Below are 23,883 nucleotides of genomic sequence, written 5' to 3'. Positions count from 1 at the left end.
GATTGTTTCAGCGGCCATTTTAATCTCTTTAGGATTCAGAAATTAGATGCTTAATTTTGCATGGGCTTAGAAGGAGGTTTTATTAATAGGGTTATAAGAAACTGAGTTCCATATAGACCAGGATAAACAGCGCTCAAAGGTTATGGGGCGCGGAGTGCTTCAAGCACAAGTGCAAATGCCGGAGAATGCTGTAGACGGCTGGGGTAGTAAAGATGATAGGGGGGACGGGGCGGACACCAGTCTGTCAGCACCTGGACTAACGTCCCGCTTTCAAGGGAAGTCTCAACGGTATCAAGCGGCAGATACGCAAGTCCCAGTCCATCAAGCGCGGCCTGCCTCATCATATTTACTGTGCTGAAAGTTGCTCGCCCATCAATACGAACCTTAATTTCAGTCCCATCCTTCTGAAACTCCCAGCTATAGAATCCGCCATGAGTGGGCAGGCGTAATCTGATACAGCTATGGTCTTTTAAATCACGAGGCGTTCCCGGATATGCCTTCCCCATGAAATAAGAGGGCGCTCCGACCACTGCAAAACGAAAGTCCCTGGCAAGAGGCAGGGAAATCATATCCATATCGACCTGTTCGCCCAACCGAACTCCGGCATCATAACGCTCAGCGACAATATCCTTGAGTCCGTACTCGCTGATAATTTCAATGTTAATATCGGGATATTCGAGCATCACAGGGGCGAGTTTAGGCCAGAGTATTGTATCGGCGGCGTGTTCAACGGCAGTAATTCGTACAGTACCTGCTGGTTTTTCTCTCAATCCGCTGAGCGCGGCGATCTCATTTTCAATTTCGTCAAAATGTGGGCCTATACGGGCAAGTAACCGCTCGCCAGCCTCAGTCACAGAAACACTTCGCGTGGTACGGGTAAGAAGACGAAGACCAAGGTCTGCTTCAAGAGTTCTTACGGTGTAGCTTAGCGCCGACTGTGAGACACCTAACTGAGCGGCAGCTTTAGTGAAGCTTTTTTCTCGGGCCACTGCGATAAAAGCTTGATAATCTTTCACATTTTTACGGCGCATTTATTTACCAGGTTTTTTATGGATTAGCATTCCAGACTTAAAAAAATAATTCTTGTCGAGGAGGTTTGTCTATTAGTAACTATCCAGCGGCCATCATCCGCGAAAAGTGTCCATACATCTGGCAATTGCTCACTGTCAAAATTATATGTGGGCATAACTATAGTGATTCTAAAAAAAATAAGTAATGTTGGTTTCTCAGCATTCACTAATGCTCAATAGAACCAAGGCTTAGCAACGTCCGCTTCAGACACCATGCGGACAAAGACACCATCGCCTGCCCTGAAAGAACAACGGAGCGACAGCCATCAGGATGCACACACCCTCTCAAACTGCCGCTCCCAGCTTGCCCCTATTCTGCCGTCCCTATTCCCACCTTCTCACGCCCGGTATCCGTCAGTGACGCTCTCACCTGCGGCAGGCTTTCCGGGTAATTCTGCTGAATAAACTCAATCATTTTTTCACGCACGTAACAGCGTAAATCAAAGGCGATCGGGGAGTTCTGCGCGGTCATCAGCATCCTGATCGTCATGGTTTTCTCGGTGGTGTCGGTCACCTGTAGCACAGACGTTTCCTGATCCCAAAGCTTGGTTTCGCTCAGCACCTTTTCAAAATGCTTGCGCAGCGGCTCCAGCGGCATGGAGTAATCCACGTAAAGGAACACCGAGCCTAAGATCTGGGCGTTATTGCGCGTCCAGTTCTGAAACGGGTTTTCGGTAAAGTAGGTGATCGGCAACACCAGCCGACGCAAATCCCAGATGCGCACCACCACATAGGTCAGGTTGATCTCCTCAATCCAGCCCCACTCTTTTTCTACCACTACCGCATCATCAATTTTAATAGGCTGGGTAAAAGCGATCTGAATACCGGCGAACAGATTGACCAGCGACTTCTGCAGCGCAAAACCAATAATGATACCGGCAACACCCGCACCGGCCAGAATGGTGGTGCCGAATTTCCGGACGCCAGGGAAGCTGAGCAGAATCAGCGAAACACAGAACAGAACCAGGATGACAATAACCACTTTTTTGACATAGATAATCTGCGTGCGAATTTTACGCGCACGAAGGTTATTGGAAATATTAATGTCATAGCGGATATAAAGCATATCCTGCGCCACATTGGTCAGCCGGATTAAGACCGAGCAAAATGACATAATAATAAAGACATTGATGATATTGGTGATTAAAGAGAGAGATTCCGGTTGGAAATCGATGTAATTAACGCCGACATTAATCATTAATAACGGAATAAAAAAGAACATCGAGCCGCTAAGATGCTTCTCAAGGGATTTAAACAGTTTTCTGTCACGAATCTGCCAGTAGCGGATGAACCGGAGCAGGATAAGGCGGGCCAGAAATCCCAGCACAAAAGAGAGCGAGACGAGTAATACAACAGGCACCCATGACGGGAAACCAGATAACTCACCGAATAACAATGGCATTATTTTCCCTTATAGTAAGCTGACAACCTCAGGCTGTCAGATAAGTGACAAACTCAGTAACCGTTGTCTTCACGGCTATCCGTTCGTAACACAATCAGCGCACATGAGTATGAACCATAGCGGCGAAGTTAACAGGAAATGCACGGTGATGCGTCCAGAGAGGCTGTCGCGCGCCAGCCTTATGGCTACTGATACAGAGGCCGAATGTTGGCCCTCATGTCACCGTCCAGCCAGCTAACCCCATTAAAATATCTGATACAACACGGCCACTTTTTCACTCCCCTTTTTTTAGCCAGCCCTGATCATCCGGCAACAAAAACGTTGCCAGAATCACTAAGCGCAACGCTTTGCGTGGACGTTTTTGTGCAATCTGCTAATTTTTAAGCTGTTCCCCTGCTGCTGAGAAAAACAACAATATGATTAACACCCTTAAACTTTCCTCTGATTTTCGTCGCAGTTTCCTGCGTGAGGTATTGGTGCCGCTGGTCGCTATCTTATTGCTGACGTTTGTAGGTGCAGGGGCTGCGCTCTTTGTTGGCACCTCACTTACCAATACGGAGGCCCGGCATCAGCAGCAACGGATGATTGAGGCCTCTTTTTCACAGAGCCTGAATGAGCATCTGCGCCAGCTGCATAGCCTGTCGCGCTGGGGACCCTTTGAGCAGCATCTGGAGGAGGGCAACAGCAGCAGGTGGCTGGATGAGAACATTGGGCTGTGGCTGTATGAGATGTTCGGCCATCAGCTGATTCTGGTGCTGGACCAGCAAAATCAGATCGTCAGAGTCTGGCGCGAAGGCCAGCCGGTCTCCGCCCCTGAAGATGACCCGCTGATTGGTGAGGTGCTGCAAAGCACGCTGGTCAACGATCCGGCACGCCAGGATAACGCCGATTATGCCCGCGTGACAAACCGGGCCGCCGCGCTGGCAGTAGGTAACATCCAGCGGGAGAGCAATGCCCTGCCGCGTTTCCGGCTGGTGAGCCTGAAATTTCTTGATGACGGCTATCTGGCGGGCCTGGCGGAACGCAATCAGCTGCAGGGGCTGCACTTCTCCGACGGCACGCCACAGCCGGGAACCGGTGCGCGCTATCTGCTGATCGCCCAGGCGGGTGAGGCGGTTGGCTATCTGAACTGGATCCCCTCCCGTCCCGGTGCGCAGATGCTGCGCACCATCGGGCCATCTACCGGGCTGGCGGTACTGGCGATATCCCTGCTGTGCCTTTATATGGTGCGGCGACTCTGGAACTCGTCGGTGAACCTCTCGCAATCCATGCTCAGGCTCGGCGCGTCGGAGGCTCAGGCACAGCACCTGGCGTTTCATGATGTGCTGACCGGCCTGCCGAACCGCGCACTGGTCGAAGACCGCTTAACCCAGGCGCTGGCTCTGGCGACGCGCCACGATCAGCGGGTGGCGCTGCTGCTCATCGACCTCGACCGCTTTAAAACCATCAACGACACTCACGGTCATCATGCCGGAGATGAACTGATCATCGCGGTCGCACAGCGCCTGAGCCGTATCGTGCGGGCCAGCGATACGGTAGGACGCATCGGCGGTGATGAATTTATCGTGGTGATGCCAGATGTCGATAATATCGGCCAGGTGCATAGACTGGCGCAGCGCATTATCGATGAACTGAGTGAGCCTTTTACGCTGTTTGGCAGCGATGTCTGGAGTGGCGCCAGCATCGGACTGGCGCTGGCACCCAAAGATGGGGTTGATCGGCTGGAGTTGATGCGCAAAGCGGATATTGCGCTGTATGAAGCCAAAAGCGGCGGGCGCGGCACGTATCGTCAGTTTGAACGGGCGATGGATGAGTCGGTGCGGACCCGACAGACCATCGCTGCCGACCTGCGTACGGCGCTGCATACCCATCAGGGGCTGGAGGTTTGGTATCAGCCGCTGATGGATATTGGCGGCCAGCAGATGGTGGGCATCGAAGCGCTGCTGCGCTGGCACCATCCAGCCCGCGGCCTGATTGCGCCCGGTGAATTTATCGCGATTGCCGAAGAGACCGGCCTGATTATTCCGCTGGGCGAATGGGTACTGGCTGAAGCCTGCGTCACTCAGCAGCGTTTTCCCGAACTGCTGGTGGCGGTCAACGTCTCGCCGGTGCAGTTCCGCTCTACCGGCTTTGTTGAGCGGGTGATGGCGATTGTCAGCCAGAACGGCGGCGATCCGAAGCGCCTGGAACTGGAGATCACCGAAGGGGTGTTAATCGAAGATGAACGTGAAGCACGCGCCATTATTGTGGAACTGCGTGACGCGGGCTTCCGGATTGCGCTGGATGACTTTGGCACCGGTTACTCAAGCCTGAACTATCTCAGCAACTTTCCGGTGGATAAAATCAAAATCGATCGCTCATTCACCCAGTCGCTGGGCGTGGCGGAAAATTCAGTGGCGATTGTTGAATCGGTGGTGAAGCTTGGTCATGCCATGGGTCTGATGGTGACAGCAGAAGGCGTCGAGACGCCAGGGCAGATGTCTGCGCTGGCAGATGCGGGCTGTAATCAGCTGCAGGGCTATCTGTTCAGTCAGGCGGTGCCCGCCGATCAGCTCTCAGCACTGATGAAAACTATTGTGCCAGACAACGCGCAGCATGAGTGATACTGATGTGGAAAGCCTGAGCGCAGCTCTGTGCTCAGGCTTTCCGGCTGCGTGATGCATCTGAGATCAGAAGATCAACATCACCCTTCACCCGTTGTTGCGGGAAATTAAACCCCCAGGCTATCCAGCAGCGCGGCAGAATGGGCGACCGCGCCAAAGATGCCACCCTGCATATGGATCATGCTCAGCGCCGCCTCATGATGACGCAGCTCGGTCGCAGCGCAGCAATCGGACAGCACCAGGCACTCAAAGCCGCGATCGTTGGCTTCGCGCAGCGTGGTGTGGACGCAGACGTCGGTGGTAATGCCGGTGAGGATCAGATTACGGATGCCGCGACTGCGCAATATCAGCTCCAGATCGGTGGCATAAAACGATCCCTTACCCGGCTTATCAATCACCACTTCACCCGGCAGCGGTGCCAGCTCCGGGATAATCTCCCAGCCCGGTTCACCGCGCACCAGAATACGGCCGCACGGTCCCTCATCCCCAATCCCGGCGTTCATTCGCCGCGAGCGCCAGCGTTTGTTGGCGGGCAAATCACTGAGATCGGGCCGGTGTCCTTCGCGGGTATGAATAACCGGAAACTGCCGGGCGCGCATCGCCGCCAGCACCTGCTGCAACGGTGCGATGGGCGCGCGGGTCAGACTCACGTCATAGCCCATGCTGTCGACATAACCGCCCACGCCACAGAAGTCGGTCTGCATATCAATCACGATCAGCGCGGTGTCAGCCGGCGTAAAAGTGCCGTCAAACGGCCAGGCGTAGGGGGTTGAATTAACGCTGTAGTCGGGCATTGCTGTTCTCCATTACCGGGCGCGGCATGCGCATTCTGCTGATCACGCTGTAGCTGATGGCGGCAGTTACCAGACCAATAACCGCTTCACCAAATTGAGGGAAAGCGACGTGGGCGATCACCGCACACAGGCTGCCAATCGCCCAGGCGGCAAACGCAGTACCACGAAAACGCTGCGCCGGACGCTGCTCGCTGATGCGCGCCATAAAAATTAAATCCACGATCATCACGGCACCAAACGGCGGCACCACAATGCCAAGCAGGCTGAGCCACTCCAGGAAGTAAGACCAGACGCCCGCCAGCGCCAGTACGCCGCCAATGGCACCCAGGATCAGCGTCCAGAGCCGCATTTTGCTGCTGAACAGATGACTGAAGCCTACCGCCCCGTTATAGAGGCAGTGTGTGCAGACCGATCCGAGATTGATAAAGACAAACAGGCAGGCCACTACCGACAAAAAGGCGCTGTGCCCCATCAGCATCGGCAGGAAGTTACCGCCATTGGTCAGCGGATCAACCGCGGCACCCACGGCCACAATCACCACACCGAACAGGTAAGAGATAACATTGGCAACCGGGAAGGCAGAAAACGCGGCGATCACCGCCGAACGGCCATTCTTCGACCAGCGGGTAAAGTCAGCGGTCATGGTGCCGGAGTCAGCAAAACCGGCCACCACCATGGTGACGGCGGTGCCCATACTCATTGCACCGGCTGCGCTGGCGCTGCCCTTCCACTGCGTCACCACGGAGAAGTCGTGCTGTTTACTAATCAGCCACAGCGCCACCATTCCCAGCACCACAAACAGCGGCGCGGCGATCATCCCCAGTACCGACAACGCCCGCACGCCCAGGAAAGTGATGCCGGTATAGAGGATCATGGCAAAGGCCGTCACCGCCAGCGCATTCCAGCCGAAGGTCTGATTAATGACCGTGCCGGTAAGGCCGGTCTGGAAGGCATACCAGCCGATCACCACCGTCGAGAGAAAACCCGAGACCAGGATGTAGCCTTTGCTGCCAAAGGTGCGTCTGGCCTGCAGGGCGAAATTCATTCCGCTATTACCGGCGTACCAGCTCAGCGCGCCGACATAGGCGAACAGCACCAGATTTCCCAGCAGAATAGCAATCAGCGCGGGCCAGAACCCCAGATGCCAGGTGATGATGCCGCCAAACAGCGCATTGGTGAGGATCATCGGAAATCCAAACCAGACGGCCGAGACAGAGCGGGTAGAATGACGGTGCGAAAGCGGTACCGGCTGATGTTCAAACTCCTGCTCCAGCGCAGGCGTAGTAGACGTTTTCATTGGGCGATTCCGGGTTGAAGGTGATTCCACGGCTGAATGCGCTCGAAAGCGGCACTGGCAGCCAGCACTAAGGCATCATCAAGATGACGTCCGACAATCTGCAGACCGATGGGCAAGCCGCTGGCAGTAAAACCGGCGGGAACGGACGCGGCGGGCTGACCGGTGAAGTTGAACGGGTAGCAGAACGAGAGCCAGTGATCGCTGCGGACCATGCGGCCATCAATGATCTCCGGTCCCTGCATCCCCAGCGGAAACGGCGGCACCGCCAGCGTCGGGGTAATCAGCAGGTCAAAGCGCTGCATAAAGCGCCACAGGCAGTTGCTGACCGCTTTGCGGGTGGTGACGGCATCGGTGAAGTTTTCCGCCCGCCAGTCGCGCTGTAGCATAGCGACCAGGTGCGGCGACATCTCGCTGCCCTGCTCCGCCATCATCCGGCGCATGCCGGTGAGATCGCTCTCCATCGCCACCAGCGCGCCAAAGGCCGCCGACGGTTCAGGGAAGCCCGGATCGGCCAGTTCCAGTTCAGCACCGATTTCAGCGGCAAAACGCTGCACCGCCGCGCTGACCACTGCCCGCACTTCCGGGTCAACGGCCACATAGCCAAAATCCGCGCTGAAGGCGATGCGCAGTTTGCCTGGCAGATGGTGTGGCGCACCCAGCCAGTCGACATCGCTGCAGGGAATCGAGTGGCGATCGCGCATATCTGGTCCGGCCATCAGCGACATCATCAGCGCGGCATCGCGCACGCTGCGCGTCATCGGACCGATGTGCTCCAGTGACTCCCAGCTCGACACGCCGGGGTAGCGTTCATCACGGCAGCCGGGCCAGAGCGGCACCCGGCCCATCGACGCCTTGAAGCCGAAAATACCGCAGTGCGCCGCCGGAATACGTACCGACCCGCCGCCGTCGCTGCCCAGTGCAATCGGGCAAAGCCGCGCCGCCACCGCCGCACCCGAACCGGCGCTGGACCCTCCTGGCGTCATGCTCAAATCCCAGGGATTCCGTGGCGACGGAAACAGCGGATTGTGCCCGACCCCGCTGTAGCCAAACTCCGGTGCGGTGGTTTTGCCAAGCAGAATGGCGTCGGCGGCCAGCAACCGTTCCACCGTGATGTCATCATCTTCCGGCACGAAATCTTTGTACGCCGCCGAACCGGAGGTGGTTCTGACGTTTGCGGTGCAGATTAAATCCTTCACCGCCAGCGGTACGCCCGCCAGCGCGCCCAGTGTTTCTCCGCGTGCCCGTCGGGCATCCACGGCTCTGGCCTGTGCCAGCGCCAGTTCAGGCGTCGGAGTACAAAAAGCCTGTATCGCCGGTTCCCGCTGTTCCATCCGTGCCAGCGCCGCCACGGTCAGCTCGCACGCCGACACGTCCCCGCTGCGAATCAGAGCGGCCATCGTGGTGGCATCTTCGTCTAATAAGGAGTCAAACATGGGTTACCTCGCCAAAAGTGTACCTGTCAGCTAGTGCATGAAGCGTGCCAGTTAGCGGTGATTCATCCGGTCTGAAACGGGGATGCCAGATGGAATACGGGCTGGGATACAAGATCGAATTCTTATGATGCCAGGTGCAGGCGGCTGTTTATTTTTCCAGCACGATGATGGCGCAGGGCTGCGCGATAAGGGGGCGTAATAGCTGAATGGTTTGCGGGCTGCTTTACAAAACGATGTCGGTAATCAGCAACAGCGGCCGATATGCTGGAATGAATAACCACATTCTTACCAGGGATGTTTGACCGGTCTGAGCAGGCACTAAAAAATCACGGCTTAAAGATTCACATGCAGCCTGCAGGGATGATAAGTGCGCATTGAAGAAGATATTTATCTTGAAAACTACGAAATCAGGCGGAAAAAATTCATTTACGATCGGCGTATTCATTACAGTTACGCGTTTGTTGCCGGTAATGAGAATTACACTGTCATCGTGGGCAAGCTAATGGATGAACAGACCTTTACCCGTATCGGATACCAGATGCCACCCGGTATCGCCTTTCCGGTTAAAGGGCTGGCTGAAGTCTGTTTTGACGTGTTCGATGGTCTGGAGTGCCTCGGCGATTTCCGCCATATCAGCTTTGCAGGATTAGGCAGTGCTGTCGTTTTCAAAAGCGTACTCCTGGCGTTAATGGCACACTATGAAAGCTTCTTTATAGGCGGTTTTGTTTTCCAGGCTGCATCAGGAGAGATCGTTGACCGCAATCGCCCGACACCCCTTGAGGAGATCTACGACGCTTTGCTTGGGTTAAAAAATGAACTACGCTACAATCGCCGAACAGGGTTGCCTAAGAAAGCGCCGCAACCTTTAATCCCGAAATATTTCCGGGCTTATAAAGTAGTGACTACAGGGAGAGCTTGCTATGTCGTTTTACGATAAATACGATGGCATCACAGATGCGGCTGATGCCGAGAACAGGGAGTTAAGGGCACTATTGATTGCTGAATGGCTGGCCAGACCCGATCTGCCCGCCATTAAAGCCCAGTTAGCTCAGAGGAAAAAACGCTCGTCGTCTGCCCTGTTACGCCGCAAGTTGAAAGAGCTGAATGCGCGCGAAATGCAGAAAGCTAAGATCAGCGCTTAACGCTTAAAGGCCCGATAAACGGGCCTTTCGTATTTTTATCAGCTTCTGGCTCACTCGCAGTCGGCTTTCCGCCACCCGCAACTCACCTCTACTCCGGAAAATCCGTCTCCACCGACGTCTGTTTCCACGCTTCGATCTCAGCCAGCCGCTCTTTAAGCTTACTGGTTACGGCATCATGGCCCCAGGCACCCATCACCAGATGGCGTGGCGGGTTATCATGCTCAGTGATGGCGATCATTGCCGTGGCGGCCCGCGCCGGATCGCCCTTCTGAGTACCGCTGTATTCGGCGGTGGCTTTCATCCGTGCGGCTGCAGTCTCTGCATAGTCTGGCAGCGTGCTCGGCGTCTGATGCAGTGAGCGTCCGGCCCAGTCGGTGCGGAACGGACCTGGCTCGACACAGGTGACGCGAATGCCCAGCGGTCCCGCTTCCAGCGCCAGCGAATCTGACCAGCCTTCCACCGCATGTTTGCTGGCAGAGTAGTAGCCTGAGCTGGCAAAACCAATTAAGCCTGCCACCGAGGTAATGTTGATAACGTGGCCGCTGCGCGCCTTTCTCATCGCGGGCAGCACGGCGCGGGTCAGGGCAAACAGGCCAAAGACGTTGGCATCAAACTGCGCGCGGATTTCGCTTTCCACACCCTCTTCCACCGAGCTCTGATAGCCGTAACCGGCGTTGTTTACCAGCACATCAATGGTGCCGAACCTGTCGAGTGCCACTTTGACGGCCTGGTCGATGCTCGCCTGGTGGGTCACATCCAGCGCTACTGCCAGCGCGTTGTCGTGTCCCTCAACCAGATCGGCAATGGAAGAGGTATCACGTGCCGTCACGACGACCTTAAAACCACGCGCGATGGTCTGCTGCGCCAGTTCACGACCAAATCCGGTCGAACATCCCGATATTAACCAGACAGGGCTGGAGTGAGCAGTCATGGTAAGACTCCCGTTGATGATGATGAAGTGACTGGAGACCCGGACGCGAGTGCATCCGGGATTTAAGGTTAGCGAGGCGCGACCGCCCCACTTAGCCCTTAATGCTTTTTATTGAACAGCTGGCTGGCGGTGTCGCTGATGATCTGTGCCGCACCGCGATCGCCTTTCACCATCGACGCCATAAAAGCTTTCGCCTGTTTAAAGGTGATGTGCGGCGGTAACGGGGCCACTTCCGGATCGGTTTTCACCTCCAGCAATACCGGGCGATCGGCGCTGAGCGCACGCTGCCAGGCCGCCGCCAGATCGTCAGGATTATCGACAAAAATACCGACCATCCCCAGCGACTGCGCAAACTCGGCATACTTCACGTCCGGCAGTTGCTGCGAGGCGTCAAAGCTGGGATTCCCCTCCATGACCCGCTGCTCCCAGGTGACCTGATTGAGATCCTGGTTGTTGAACACGCAGACGATCAGGCGTGGATCGGCCCACTGCTGCCAGTATTTCTGGATGGTGATCAGCTCCGCCATGTTGTTCATCTGCATGGCGCCGTCACCCACCAGCGCCACCACCGGTTTGTCGGGGTGGGCAAATTTTGCGGCAATCGCATAAGGCACCGCCGCGCCCATACAGGCCAGACCGCCGGAGAGCGAGGCGCGCTGACCCTGCTTAACCCGATAGTCGCGGGCGAACCAGTTGGCACAGGAACCGGAGTCCGAGGTGACAATGGCGTTATCCGGCAGTTGTGGCGACATCTCCCACACCACCCGCTGCGGGTTGACCGGATTAGCCGGTGCCATGGCGCGCTCTTCCATCAGCGTCCACCAGTCGCGCACCTGAAGCGCAATATCTTCCTGCCAGCTGCGATCCTCTTTGTGCTCCAGCAGCGGCAGCAGGGCGCGCAGGGTTTCAGCCGCATCGCCATGCAGATTCACTTCGCTGGGATAGCGCAGGCCGAGCATGGCGGGATCGATGTCTATCTGCACCGCACGCGCCTTGCCCTCTTCCGGCAGGAACTCTGTCCACGGGAAGCCGCTGCCGATCATCAACAGGGTGTCGCAGTTCTGCATTAAATCGGATGAGGGCTTCGTGCCCAGCAGGCCAATCGAACCGGTCACAAACGGTGCATCGTCCGGCAGCACATCTTTGCCCAGCAGCGCTTTTGCCACACCCGCACCCAGCACATTCGCGACCTGTACCACCTCGACGGCGGCGTTACGTGCGCCTGCGCCAATCAGAATCGCCACTTTTTTACCGGCGTTAAGCACCTCAGCGGCACGTTGCAGATCCGCTTCATAAGGGATCACTTTGGGACGCTGATAGCCGCTGCCGGAATGGGTAAAACCGTGCAGATGCTGCGGCGGCTGCCACTCTTCATCCTGAATATCTTTAGGGATGATGATCACCGCCACGCCGTTTTGCGCTTTAGCGATGCGTATGCCCCGGTCGAGCAGATGGCGCACCTGGGTCGAAGTCGAGGCTTCCTGAACGAAGTTGGCAACGTCCGAGAAGATGCGATCCAGGTTCATCTCCTGCTGATAACTGGAGCCGCGCGCGGTCGCTTCCGCCTGTCCGGCAATCGCCAGCACCGGGGCATGATCCATTTTGGCGTCATAGAGTCCGGTCAGCAGATGGGTCGCGCCCGGCCCGCCGGTAGAGAGGCAGACGCCCAGCTCACCGGTGAATTTGGCGTGTCCGGCCGCCATAAAGGCCGCCATCTCTTCGTGACGTACCTGAATAAATTCGATGCCGTCGCCTTTGGCGTTAGCACGCTGAATGGCGCCCAGCACCCCGTTGATGCCATCTCCCGGATAGCCATAGATGCGTGTGACGCCCCACTCTTTCAGGCGCTGGACAAAAAAATCACTGGTTTTCATGCTCATCGTCGCGTTTCCCCTTGTAGTCCATGCAGACTTAAAGCGTAGTAGACGATGGGCAATCGCCGTTAATTGTTCGCCATTGCCGGGTATCGCTGACGCAAATCACTGAATATTTGTGCCATATCCGCCGTTTCGCCTATCTCTGCCACCGCCCGGAATACCTGGGTTTTCAGGAAGTGACGCCAGCTCACCGGCGCGCTTGCCAGAAAGGCGGTAAGTAACTGATAACGCTGTGGCGTCCAGAGCATTTCGAAGCGACTCCGTGCTTCGCCGTGCTCAAAATGGTGCGCAGCCTGCTGCGGCATCGTGGCGCGCAGGTGCTCCGTTGCTGCCCGATCCACGTGGTGATCAACCACTACCACGCCATACTGCGTCCTGGCTGCCGCGACGCTGAGATAACCGCAGCGCACATCCTGCATCACCGCGTCGGCATCGCGCTGTGTTGGCAGGCCATAACCGCCCGCGCCGGGTCCGCGCACTTCGACCACGTCACCCGGCAGGCAGTGGATCACATCAGTGTTACCGTGATTGATGACCTCACCGTCACGCCGGGTACGGAAGTAAGAGAGCGCCCCACTCTGGCCGCCGACTACGCCCGCCGAGGCAAACACCGATCGGTTACGGTTGCGCGCGGTAATGGTGGTATTGGGCGAGAAAATCTCAAACGCCATTTCGGTGGCTAAACCGCCGCGATAGCGACCGGCTCCGGCGCTGTCCTGAGCCAGTCCGTAGCGATGAAAGCGGATCGGTACTTCCGCTTCGTTGATCTCAATCGGGGTATTTTTCAGAAAGGCTGAAAGACCGCCGGAGCCGTCAGGCCCGTCGTGACGCGGCGTGCCACCCGCGCCGCCGCCCACCGGACCCAGCGAGGCGACCACGCTGCGATTCTGCGTCTGGGTACGGATGTTCATGATTGAGTTGCCGCCCGGTGAATTCGCGGGCAAACGCTCCGGCATCGCCAGCGAGAAGACGCCGATAGTGGCAATCTGCGACAGTGCACAGGTCAGCGAGCGCATCCCTACCGCTGCGGGCGCTTCACAGTTCATTACCGTGCCAGGCGGCAGGATTGCCCGGGTGGGTCGCAGCGTACCGGCGTTAAGCAGCAGTGAGCGGTCCAGCGTAGAGAGCACATAGGTAACACCCACCAGCGCCAGCGGATGTCGCTCACGTCCGCCAGTCGGCATATTCAGCGACGAGGCCAGCTGCGGATCGCTGCCAGTGTAGTCCAGCTCCAGTTGATCGCCCTGCACCCGCAGAGTAATGGCGATACGGCAGGGATAACCGCCCTCGCCATCTTCATCGGCGTAGTCGGCATAGAAGTATTCCCCGTCGGGAATGGTTTTGATAATGCTGCGCGCCTGCGCTTCGGCGTAATCGAGAATGCCCTCAATGCCCTGCAAAAAATCGGCGATGCCAAAGCGGGCAATAATGTCGTGGATTTTACGCTCGCCGACGTTCACCGACGCCAGCTGGGCTTTGAAATCGCCCCAGTTCTGATCCGGCACCCGCACATTGAGCCGCATGATGCTGGCGACCTCTTCGTTGAGCTGACCCTGCCGCATGATCTTCAGCGGCGGGATGCGAATACCCTCCTGCACGATATCGGTCAGCGAGCGCGACAGCGAGGCAGGCACCGCGCCGCCGACGTCGGTGTTATGAATGTGGCCCACCACGAAGCAGACAATTTCACCCTGGTGGAACACCGGTTTCCAGATATGGATATCGGGCGAGTGGGTCGCCACGTTGCCGGCGTAAGCGTCGTTGGTAATGCAGATGTCGCCGTCAGCGTACTCTTCAATCAGTGCCAGCACCGGCGCATAGTCGATGCCGCTGTACCAGGGGGCGCCGAAGCTGCGCGGCGAGGCAAACGCCAGGCCGCTGCGGCTGACAATCTGGCAGGAGAAATCTTCCGTCTCTTTAACAAAGGTGGAGTGCGCTGTGCGCATCAGCGTAAAGGCCATCGCATCGGCAGCGGCGGCGCAGTAGTTCGCCAGGATCTGTAAGTTACGTCCATCAATCGCCATGTTATGCCTCGTTCGCCGTGATCAGCAGATTACCGAATGAATCGACCGTGACGCCCATGCCGGGCGGCACGCAGGTGGTGCAGTCATCCTGGGCGATGATGACCGGGCCACTGAGCAGATGTCCGGCACGCAGCACTGAACGCAGCACTAAATCAACCTGATGCCAGCCGCCGTCGATCCACGCCCTGGTCTGTTTCAGTACCGGCACTTGTTCCGTGGCCGGAGCCAGTGGGTTAATCACCGGTTTCGGCGTCGGTGATGCAATCACCAGCCGCAGGTTGATCAACTGCACCGGCGCCTGCGGGTCACAGTGACCAAACAGCTGCTGGTGCTGGCGATCAAAGGCGTCATGCAGCGCAGTGAAATCCGCCTGCGCCAGCCAGTTCGTCTCCAGCGGTACATCGATCTCAAACGACTGACCGCGATAGCGCATATCCGCGCTGAACTGCAGGCTGTAAGGCATATCGCTGCCGTGCTCCTGGGCCAGCCAGCCACAGGCGCGCTGCTGTAATGCTTCGGCTTCACTGGCCAGGGTGTCGGCCAGGGCGGGTGTCAGATCGCCGTAGAGCGTGCGGATAAAATCGTTGCGGATATCTGCTACCAGCCCGCCCAGCGCGGACAGCACGCCCGGCGTCGGCGGCACAATCACCCCTTTCATATTCAGTTCGCGGGCCAGAAAGCAGCCCATCATCGGACCCGCTCCGCCAAAGGCGAGGAACCAGAATTCACGCGGATCGAGACCAAAGCGCGACAGCAGCCCGCTGGTGTCGCTGTACATGCTGGAGATCGCCAGCTGGATGGCGGTTTCTGCCGTTTCCTGCACCGTGACGCCAAGCGCATCCGCCAGCGGCTGCCAGGCCGCACAGGCGGCGTCCACATCAACAGTGACGGCGTTATAACCCAGCGCGCCATGGCCCATCATGCCGCAGGCGGCGAACGCATCGGTGGCAGTGGGTTGCGTGCCGCCGCGCTGGAAGCAGACCGGGCCAGGCAGCGATCCGGCACTGTCCGGGCCCATCTGCAGCACGCCCTGACCATCGATCCACGCCAGCGAGCCGCCGCCCTGACCCACCGAAGTGACGGCGACAGAAGGAATAAAGATCGGGAAATCCCCGATGATTTCGCCGTTGCCCTGTGCCACTTTGCCGTCGATGATCACCGCCACGTCGGCGCTGGTGCCACCGATATCCAGGCTGAGGATTTTGTCAAAACCACAGGCGCTGGCGAGATAGCTGGCACCAATCACCCCGGATGCGGTGCCGGAGAGCACCATCTGCACGCATTCGCGTTTCGCCTGATCGACGCCCATCACCCCGCCGTTGGATTTGGTGATGCGCGGCGGCGGCTTGACGCCGAGCCGTTGCAGCGCCTGCTCAAAGGATTCCAGGTAGTGGATCACCATCGGCTGCACGTAGGCATTAATGGTGGCGGTAATGGTGCGTTCATATTCACGGATGATCGGCCAGATGTCAGCGGAACAGGAGGTCAGCAGCTCGGGTGCCACCTCGTCGATAATCGCCTTCACCGCCGCTTCATTGTGCCGGTTGCGATAGCTGTGCAGCAGCGACACCACAATGCCCTGACAGCCTGCCGCGCGTGCCTGAGCGATTGCGTCGAGCACGCTCTGGCGATCAGGCGCGTGCAGCACGTTGCCGTGCGCGTCACTGCGTTCACGGATGGCAAACACCCGATCGCGGGTGATCAGCGGAGCAGGACGCCGGGAGAAAAGGTCGTGGATATGCGGGATTTTAAGCCGGGCCAGCTCCAGGACATCGCAGAAGCCCTCCGTGGCGAACAGCGCCAGCCGCACGCCGCGCCGCTGGATCACCGCGTTAATGCCTACCGTGGTGCCGTGGGTGAAGTAACCAATCTCAGCGGGATCAATGCCCTGATGCTGCTGAAACTGCGCCAGTCCGGTAACGATTTCGCTGCCTGGCTGATCCGGTCGCGACAGGACTTTCAGGGTTTGAATCTGGTTCGTTTGCTGATCGAGCACGGCGAAATCGGTAAAGGATCCACCAATATCCACGCCAACGCGGTATCGCATATCAGGGTAACTCCAGTGTCAGGAAGGGGGAAATTCCATCAGTGCCTCGGGATGTTGCACCACACGCCAGCCGAGCCGCTGATAGACCTGATGGGCATCCTGGGTTGAGAGCATCCAGCGATGCACCGTTTGCAGCTCCGGGTGTTCACGGACGCAGGTTGCCAGCCAGCTGCCCAGCCCGTGACCGCGCCAGTTTTCATCAATCATTACGTCGCACAGCCAGCCAAACCGGGTGTAGTCAGTAATCAGTCGGGCAAAGCCAATCTGTCTCTGCTGGTGATAGAGGCCAAACGGCAGTGAACCGGCAATCGCCCGCACGGTTTTGGCCAGCGGCTGGCCTTTGGCCCAGTAGGACTTCTCCGCCAGCTGGATGTGGATCCACGCCAGGTCGAGCCGCTGGCGGCTGGTGGAGACAGTGAACGCCTCGCGCTGCCACTGCTGGTCAGCAATCTGTAATGAGTCCATGACAACTCCTTGTATCGGTTGAAAACAGTGTAAAAGGGTTCGCCCAACGGTTGAGGCTGTAGCGCGCCACAGAACCGGCTGTTGCGACTGAATTTTGCCTCATGAAGAAATTTTATGCTGAGGGGGCGTCTGGCACATTAACGGGAGAAGTGAAGCGGATGGGCGAACATAAGTGCGGCTGGTGTGAATCGCGAAAGAGCAGACAGATACAAGACAGGTGACGGCCCTCTCTCCACCGGTAAACATGGCGAGGGCGACGCCTGGCCGCCCGTTACACGCCGAACTCCACCGAATTGTGCTTGCCGATCAGCGATCGCAACGGCACGCTGCTTTTCATGATCGGGGATTTGATCACGATATAGCTGAAGTACTTATCGATGCCGATCTGAGCGTCGAGCATCTTCTCAATCACTTCCTGGTAATGTTCAATGCTGCGGGTAATAAAGCGCAGCAAATAGTCATAGCCGCCGGTAATCAGATGGCACTCCATCAGCTCATCGACGTCGCGCATCGCACTTTCAAATTTCATAAAGTCTTCGCGGCGATGGCCTGACAGGGTGACTTCGGTAAAGACCGTCACCGAATCGGTAATGCGGGTGAGATTAATGTGCGCTTCATAACCCGTGATAAAACCGGCCTGTTCCAGACGTTTGACCCGTTGCAGACAGGGACTGGGCGAAAGGCCTACGGCGTCGGCGAGGTTAACGTTGCTGATACGGCCATCTTTCTGGAGTTGCACCAGGATGTTGATGTCGATGCGGTCGAGTTTCATTAAGCCGTTCATAGCACCCCCCTCATTGTCAGAGCCTGTCCCGCCAGGCGTCATTGTTGCAGGCAGTCTGGAGACGGACAGCGCGGAACAACCGGCGCGTACATGGCGTACGTGAGGATTGTAAGCACTGACCAGGTTCAGACTGACAAATGAAATAGCCTGATGGGATAGACGCTTAATTAAATGTGCAGAACCTCCCGAAGGTATATCACGCTTTACCGTAAACGCGCCAGCGCTTCGCAGTGGTTATACCAGCGGGAGATTTTCAAATTACTTTAACAATATCAATGAGGAATCGCACTTTATCCCAACCGGCCTGTGGCGCGGGCCAGCGCAATATCGAAGATATGCAGCGCCTCTTCCAGCTGTGAGTCGGTAGTGACCAGCGGCGCCAGGAAACGGATGGTGTTGCGATGCAGGCCGCATTTGATCAGCAGCAATCCTTCCTGACAGGCGCTGTCGAGGATCTTCTGGGTTAAGGCCGCATCCGGGCGACCGGTTTCGAAATCGAGGATCTCCACCGCCTGCATAAAGCCCACGCCGCGGACGTCACCGATGCAGGCATATTTATCCGCCAGTTGCCGCAGTCGTGCATTGAGTTGCTCACCAAGCTGGCAGGAGCGCTGCAACAGGTTTTCCTGCTCAAACAGATCCAGTACCGCCAGCGCCGCCGCACAGGCCAGTGCGTTGCCGCCATAAGTACCGCCTAACCCGCCAGGCGTCGGTGCATCCATGATCTCTGCACGCCCCACCACGCCGGAAATCGGCAGACCGCCGCCCAGGCTTTTCGCCAGCGTGACTAAATCGGGTTTGATACCCAGTTGCTGGAAAGCGAACATCGTGCCGGTACGCCCGAAGCCGGACTGGATTTCATCACAAATCAGCAGAATACCGTGCTGGCTGGTGATGCGACGCAGTGCCTGCATAAATGCCGGGCCAGCGGGCAGGAAGCCGCCGTCACCCTGAACCGGCTCAATGATAATCGCCGAGACCCGCTCCGGCAGGATCTGCACCGCAAACAGCTGATCCAGCGCTTTCAGGCAGTCCGCTTCAGTAATACCGTGCAGCGGGTTCGGGAAGGGCAGACGGTAAATATCGCCGGGGAACGGGCCAAAATTCTGTTTGTAAGGCGCGGACATGCCGGTCAGGGTGATACCCAGCAGGGTGCGGCCATGAAACGCACCATCAAAAGCGATAATGCCAGAGCGCTGGGTGTGTGAGCGGGCAATCTTCACCGCATTTTCCACCGCTTCCGCGCCGCTGGTAAAGAAGACGCTTTTGTACGCCTCATCGCCGCCCACCAGTTTGTTCAGCCGCTGCGCCAGCTCGATGTAGCCCGGATAGGCCACCACCTGAAAGCAGGCATGAGACACCAGACCGAGCTGGCGGGTCACCGCATTGACCACCGCCGGGTGATTGTGGCCGACATTCAGCACCCCGATGCCGCCGACAAAGTCGAGATAGCGATTGCCCTCCACGTCCCACACTTCACTGCCTCTGGCGCGTTCGATCACCAGCGGATGGGCGGTAACTACGCCGCGCGGCACGTTCTGCTCGCGTGCATCCAGTAACAGGCTGTTATCGGAGTATGCTTGCTGCTCTGCCATGACATTCTGCATTTTAAACCCTCATCCACGTAACGTTCGGTTGGCTCAAGTATCGCAACCCGCTGGTTTGTCACGCTGCCGTAATTCCTCAGACAGCGGCATTTCCTGTCAAAATCCTGCGGCATTCAGCAGGGAAATTTCTCTGCCAGCGCCTGACGAATCAGCGTGACAAAAACGTTAACGCCATGCGGGATCAGCGCATCGTTGAAGTCGTAAGCGGCATGATGCAGCGGCTTGCAGGGTGCCGACCCCAGCCACAGATAGGCACCGGGCCGCGCCTGCAACATAAAAGCAAAATCTTCTGAGGTAAGTGCGGGCTGGGGCGCGGCCTCAGCCTTAATGCCCGCCTGCGTCAGCGCCTGCAGGCAAAACTGCGCTTCAGCATTACTGTTCAGGGTCGCCGGGTAGTAGCGCAGATAGCTGACCTCTGCGTGCAAACCGTGGGCGGCGGTGATGTGCTCCGCCATCTGACGCAGTCGTGCTTCAATCGTCGCCTGCGCTGCCGGGCTGAAAGTGCGCACCGTGCCGGTGATGTTCGCCTCCGCCGGGATCATGTTGTGCGAAAAGCCGCCCTGCATCCGGGTGACGGTGAGCAGCGCCGTTTCGCACGGATCCAGGGCGCGTGAGACCAGAGTATTCAGCTGCACCACCAGCTCGCTGGTCGCCAGCAGAGTATCGCGCGTCAGATGCGGCTGCGCGGCATGACCGCCTCCGCCCAGTACCCGGATATCAAAACGGTCAGCCGCTGCCATGATCGCGCCAGGGCGGGTCTGTACCTGGCCGAGCGGCAGTTCCGGCCAGTTGTGGATGGCGTAGACCGCCTCGCAGGGAAAGCGGCTGAACAGGCCATCGTCAATCATCGCCTTTGCGCCCGCCAGCCCCTCTTCGGCGGGCTGGAAGATAAAGCAGACGCTGCCATCAAAGCTGACGTCGCGCGCCAGTTTTTCTGCGGCTCCCAGCAGCATCACGGTGTGACCATCGTGGCCGCAGGCGTGGCTCACCTGCTCCGCGCGGCTTTGCCAGTCGGTGCCGCTCTGATCCTGCATCGGCAGCGCATCCATATCAGCCCGCAGGCCAATCATGCATTCACTGCTGCCCTTTTTCAGTATCCCGACCACGCCGGTTTTACCGATGCCGCGATGCACCTCAATGCCCAGCTGTTGCAGAAAGTTCGCCACGATGTCGCTGGTGCGCTGCTCCTGAAAGCCCAGTTCCGGGTGCGCATGCAGGTCGCGGCGCAATGCCACCAGATGTTCCATCTTAATATCCTCGCGAACGATCAATCTCACCGTGCAGCGGCTCGCCACGCTGATGGCGCCGCAGGTTTTCCAGCAGTGCCGCAATGGCGCTCTCATTCTGCGTCTGGCTGGCGATGTGGGGTGTGAGCCAGATGGCGGGATGGTGCCAGAAGGGATGACCCGCCGGTAACGGCTCCGGGTCGGTCACATCGATCACGGCGGCACGGAGCTGACCGCTCTCCAGCGCCTGCAGCAGATCGTCCTGATTCAGCTGGGGGCCGCGCCCGGCCTGCACCAGCGCCGCACCCTGTGGTAGCTGATTAAACAGGGTGCGGTTAAGCAAACCCTGTGTGGTGTCAGTCAGCGGCAGCAGGCAGACCAGAATCTCGCTGTGCGCCAGAAACGCCCCGAGCTGATCGTCACCGTGCCAGCAGCGGACGCCGGGAATCTGGCGCGGTGTGCGGCTCCAGCCAGCGCAGTCAAAGCCCAGCGCCACCAGCTGTTGCAATGCGGCCTGGCCCAGTTCGCCCAGCCCCATGACGCCTACCCGACGCTGCGCGGCAGGTAATACCGCGTGTGTCAGCCACTGCTGCTGGCGTTGCTGATGAAAATAGCGCGGCATGTCGCGATGCAGGCCGAGCACCGCGAAGGTGACATACTCCACCATGCCCTGGGTCAGGCCTGGCTCGATCATCCTGATCACCGGCAGGTCGGGCGGCAGCGCGCCAAGGTCAAACTGATCGGCCCCGGCACCCACGGAGAACAGCAGTTTCAGCCGGGGGAAGAGCGCGGTGATGTCAGCCGGTGGCTGCCAGGCAACCAGCGCCTCAACCTGCTCTGGCTCGCCGGTCTCAGGCCAGATATGCAGCTGAATGTCAGGCGCATGCGCTGCCAGCCAGCGCTGCCAGATGCGGCCACGTTCCGGCTCCGATTTATAGACGATATGCATCAGGCCATCGCCTGCGTCATCAGTCCAAACGCCTGCATACCCTGCGGTGTCCAGGGCGTGCCGCGCACCATAGTCGCAGGCGCATCGACCTGAGGGATGCCCAGGCTCTGTAGCCAGGCGGCCATCGGCAGCGCGGCATCGGTGTCGATGCGCAGGAATTCCCCCTGCAGCGGCTGCATCAGCGAGGCGACCAGCGCCTGCGCTACCGCGAAGTCTCCCGCGATGATCGGGCCTATCGCCCAGCCGTGACCAAAGCGGCGCAGGCTGGCGAAGCCCTGAATTTGCTGTTGGTCATCCTGCAACAGCACCGTCTGGCAGTCGCGCAGCAGGTGGTCGAACAGTGCCGGACGATGCATACCGTGCGCCTGCTGATCCAGCGTCACCAGTGTGGCGTGATCGGCCAGTGTTGCCGGACGCAGCTGCAGTCCCGCCGGGATCACGACGTCTGGAATGGTGGTCACTGCGCGGGTCTGGTGCTGGCGAATCTCACCGCAACTGACAAACCCGAGTTTTTCATACAAACCTTTGCCCATTTCGGTGGCGTGCAGACGCACATTACAGTCGGGTAATTTTTCCAGTTGCGCCAGCATCAGCTGTTTGCCCAGGCCACGCCCCTGCTGCTGGTTATCGACGATCACCAGCCCCAGCGTGGCGGCGCGCTCGCCCCAGCGCCAGAGCACCGCGCTCGCAATCAGCTTGCCCTGCTCTTCAATCACCGTACCCTGGCCCAGCTGCAGCGCCAGCGCCCAGTCTTCACGTCGGTGGGGCCATTTCAGTGCCTGCGTTAAGGTGAAACAGGGGTCGATATCGTCCGGCGTCATTGCGCGTATTTTCAGGCTCATTGCAGGTCTCCTTACATCATGCCTGGCGTTTCAAGTCCGCTGCCGTCAACCAGACGGCTGTAGCGATAAGGGGTGGGATCAACGACTGGCGTGGCTTCGGTCGCCAGATCGGCTGCCAGTCGTCCGGCACCCGGTCCGATACCAAAGCCGTGGGCGCTGTAGCCCGCCGAGAGCACCAGCCCCGGCAATTTCGCCACGGTGGAGATCACCGGAATCGCGTCCGGGGTGCTGTCAATCATGCCGCCCCAGGACTGCGCCAGCCGCAGGTTCGCCAGCGCCGGATATTCACGCCGCATCGCCGCCAGCCCCTCTTCCACGATCGTTGCATCGGCTGCCGGATCGAGTATGCGCATGCGCTCAAACGGCGACTCGCGGTCAAATGCCCAGCCACCCATCGCTTCCGGGCCATTGAAGAACGGCGACAGGCCAAGATTCAGGGTGAGATTCTTGCGGCGACTTTTAAAGGTCGGATAGAACTGGCGGGCATAGCGCAGCCCCTGCGCGCCCGGTTCCAGACGCCCGCGACCCGAGACTGAGACAGTGTAACTGCCGTCCATCTGTGGCCGACAGGCAAAGCCAGGTGTGTAGAGTGGCATTGCAATCGCCTGTTCAATGGGCTGCGTGCGGAAGGCGGTGCCAATCACGTTGCCCAGCGGCAGATCGATACCGTGACGACGGCAGAACATGGAGGTCCAGGCCCCGGCGGCACAGATCACCCGGCTGGTTTTGATCAGGCCGCGCTCGGTCCAGACGCCGCTGACCCGTCCGGCGGCGATATCCAGCCCGCGCACCGCACATTGCTGAAACAGCAGCGCGCCTTTTTTCAGCGCGCCCGCCACCAGCCCGGGCGCGGCCAGCCGTGGTTCGGCGTGACCGTCGGTTGGCGCTGAGAGACCGCCCCGCCAGTTTGTGGTGCTGCCGGGCGTCATCGCTTTGGCCTGCTCCGCCGTGAGGATCGAACTGCGCACGCCATAGTCTTTTGCCATCTGGATCCACTTATCCCAGGCCGCGATGTCCGACTCTTCCTGCGTGGCGTAAACCAGCCCGCTGCGGCGGAAACCCAGCTCTTCGCCGGTTTCATCGTTAAGCTCACTCCAGCGTTGCAGCGCATAAATAATCAGCGGCAATTCACGTTCATCGCGGTTCTGCTGGCGACACCAGCCCCAGTTACGGCTCGACTGCTCCGCTCCTACCAGGCCTTTTTCGATTAGCACGACCTTCAGTCCCTGCTTCGCCAGCTCCCAGGTGGCGGCGGCTCCGGCGATACCGGCGCCAATCACCACTACATCGGCGGAATCGGGAAAATTCGCACTGTCCTGTACATAACGAATCGGTGCAGGCATAACAAGACTACCTCTGTTGTCAGTATCTGGTCTGGCACAGGGCGATA

19 protein-coding genes are annotated in these 23,883 nt (G+C 58.5%); 3 read left to right on the top strand and 16 right to left on the bottom strand.

The window, feature by feature from the left end; translation table 11 throughout:
* Window positions 1-140: 140 nt before the first annotated feature.
* On the bottom strand, window positions 141-1,031 hold the full coding sequence (locus ACXKZD_RS07225) for a LysR family transcriptional regulator (RefSeq protein ID WP_060680496.1): 891 nt from the start codon (window positions 1,029-1,031) through the stop codon (window positions 141-143).
* A gap of 349 nt (window positions 1,032-1,380) precedes the next feature.
* Window positions 1,381-2,472: a mechanosensitive ion channel family protein gene (locus tag ACXKZD_RS07220; RefSeq protein WP_033758264.1), complete on the bottom strand. Its 1,092-nt coding sequence runs from the start codon at window positions 2,470-2,472 to the stop codon at window positions 1,381-1,383.
* Between the two features lie 416 nt (window positions 2,473-2,888).
* On the opposite strand from ACXKZD_RS07220, the gene ACXKZD_RS07215 reads away from it, so the two are divergent.
* Window positions 2,889-5,075, top strand: coding sequence for a putative bifunctional diguanylate cyclase/phosphodiesterase (locus tag ACXKZD_RS07215; RefSeq protein ID WP_488981968.1), 2,187 nt, complete (start codon window positions 2,889-2,891; stop codon window positions 5,073-5,075).
* Window positions 5,076-5,182: 107 nt separating this feature from the next.
* On the opposite strand, the gene biuH is transcribed toward ACXKZD_RS07215, so the two are convergent.
* From biuH to ACXKZD_RS07200, 3 genes are read right to left on the bottom strand one after another with little or no spacing between them, the layout of a single operon-like run.
* On the bottom strand, window positions 5,183-5,869 hold the full coding sequence (gene biuH, locus ACXKZD_RS07210) for a biuret amidohydrolase (protein ID WP_062757917.1): 687 nt from the start codon (window positions 5,867-5,869) through the stop codon (window positions 5,183-5,185).
* Window positions 5,850-7,166, bottom strand: coding sequence for a purine-cytosine permease family protein (locus ACXKZD_RS07205; protein WP_010670896.1), 1,317 nt, complete (start codon window positions 7,164-7,166; stop codon window positions 5,850-5,852). The genes biuH and ACXKZD_RS07205 overlap by 20 nt, the downstream gene beginning before the upstream one ends.
* Window positions 7,163-8,599: an amidase gene (locus tag ACXKZD_RS07200; protein ID WP_033767677.1), complete on the bottom strand. Its 1,437-nt coding sequence runs from the start codon at window positions 8,597-8,599 to the stop codon at window positions 7,163-7,165. Before ACXKZD_RS07200 ends, ACXKZD_RS07205 begins: the two co-directional genes overlap by 4 nt.
* A gap of 367 nt (window positions 8,600-8,966) precedes the next feature.
* On the opposite strand from ACXKZD_RS07200, the gene ACXKZD_RS07195 reads away from it, so the two are divergent.
* Both ACXKZD_RS07195 and ACXKZD_RS07190 read left to right on the top strand, forming a co-directional pair.
* Window positions 8,967-9,536, top strand: a complete 570-nt coding sequence (locus ACXKZD_RS07195) for a hypothetical protein (protein WP_010670898.1) — start codon at window positions 8,967-8,969, stop codon at window positions 9,534-9,536.
* Window positions 9,520-9,741 carry a hypothetical protein gene (locus ACXKZD_RS07190; RefSeq protein WP_010670899.1) on the top strand — a complete coding sequence of 74 codons (222 nt, stop codon included), beginning with the start codon at window positions 9,520-9,522 and terminating at the stop codon, window positions 9,739-9,741. Before ACXKZD_RS07195 ends, ACXKZD_RS07190 begins: the two co-directional genes overlap by 17 nt.
* A gap of 88 nt (window positions 9,742-9,829) precedes the next feature.
* Here ACXKZD_RS07190 and ACXKZD_RS07185 read toward each other — a convergent pair whose 3' ends face one another.
* The 11 genes from ACXKZD_RS07185 to ACXKZD_RS07135 form a co-directional block, all read right to left on the bottom strand.
* Window positions 9,830-10,672 carry an oxidoreductase gene (locus ACXKZD_RS07185; protein WP_033758272.1) on the bottom strand — a complete coding sequence of 281 codons (843 nt, stop codon included), beginning with the start codon at window positions 10,670-10,672 and terminating at the stop codon, window positions 9,830-9,832.
* A gap of 98 nt (window positions 10,673-10,770) precedes the next feature.
* On the bottom strand, window positions 10,771-12,552 hold the full coding sequence (locus ACXKZD_RS07180; protein WP_033758274.1) for a thiamine pyrophosphate-requiring protein: 1,782 nt from the start codon (window positions 12,550-12,552) through the stop codon (window positions 10,771-10,773).
* 62 nt (window positions 12,553-12,614) lie between these two features.
* Window positions 12,615-14,573, bottom strand: a complete 1,959-nt coding sequence (locus ACXKZD_RS07175; RefSeq protein ID WP_122458193.1) for a hydantoinase B/oxoprolinase family protein — start codon at window positions 14,571-14,573, stop codon at window positions 12,615-12,617.
* Window position 14,574: 1 nt separating this feature from the next.
* Complete coding sequence (locus ACXKZD_RS07170; RefSeq protein ID WP_488981967.1) at window positions 14,575-16,620, bottom strand: hydantoinase/oxoprolinase family protein; 2,046 nt, start codon at window positions 16,618-16,620, stop codon at window positions 14,575-14,577.
* 18 nt (window positions 16,621-16,638) lie between these two features.
* Complete coding sequence (locus ACXKZD_RS07165; protein ID WP_033772121.1) at window positions 16,639-17,085, bottom strand: GNAT family N-acetyltransferase; 447 nt, start codon at window positions 17,083-17,085, stop codon at window positions 16,639-16,641.
* Window positions 17,086-17,356: 271 nt separating this feature from the next.
* Window positions 17,357-17,869, bottom strand: coding sequence for an Lrp/AsnC family transcriptional regulator (locus ACXKZD_RS07160; RefSeq protein WP_010247853.1), 513 nt, complete (start codon window positions 17,867-17,869; stop codon window positions 17,357-17,359).
* A 290-nt stretch (window positions 17,870-18,159) separates the two neighbouring features.
* Window positions 18,160-19,476: a 4-aminobutyrate--2-oxoglutarate transaminase gene (gene gabT / locus ACXKZD_RS07155; RefSeq protein WP_488981966.1), complete on the bottom strand. Its 1,317-nt coding sequence runs from the start codon at window positions 19,474-19,476 to the stop codon at window positions 18,160-18,162.
* A 113-nt stretch (window positions 19,477-19,589) separates the two neighbouring features.
* A complete protein-coding gene (locus ACXKZD_RS07150) occupies window positions 19,590-20,723 on the bottom strand; it encodes a M20 aminoacylase family protein (protein WP_045140246.1) in 1,134 nt (377 codons plus the stop codon).
* A 1-nt stretch (window position 20,724) separates the two neighbouring features.
* A complete protein-coding gene (locus ACXKZD_RS07145; RefSeq protein WP_033767686.1) occupies window positions 20,725-21,651 on the bottom strand; it encodes a 2-hydroxyacid dehydrogenase in 927 nt (308 codons plus the stop codon).
* Window positions 21,651-22,493 (bottom strand): GNAT family N-acetyltransferase, encoded by an 843-nt coding sequence (locus tag ACXKZD_RS07140; RefSeq protein ID WP_488981965.1) that lies wholly within the window; start codon window positions 22,491-22,493, stop codon window positions 21,651-21,653. Before ACXKZD_RS07140 ends, ACXKZD_RS07145 begins: the two co-directional genes overlap by 1 nt.
* A gap of 11 nt (window positions 22,494-22,504) precedes the next feature.
* Entirely contained in the window at window positions 22,505-23,836 is a 1,332-nt protein-coding gene (locus tag ACXKZD_RS07135) for an NAD(P)/FAD-dependent oxidoreductase (RefSeq protein WP_050680108.1), read from the bottom strand.
* Window positions 23,837-23,883: the final 47 nt, after the last annotated feature.

The organism is Pantoea sp. ABR1s (assembly GCF_057812235.1).
Note: the sequence above shows the minus strand (reverse complement) of the source record. Positions and strands in the feature narration are given on the sequence as shown.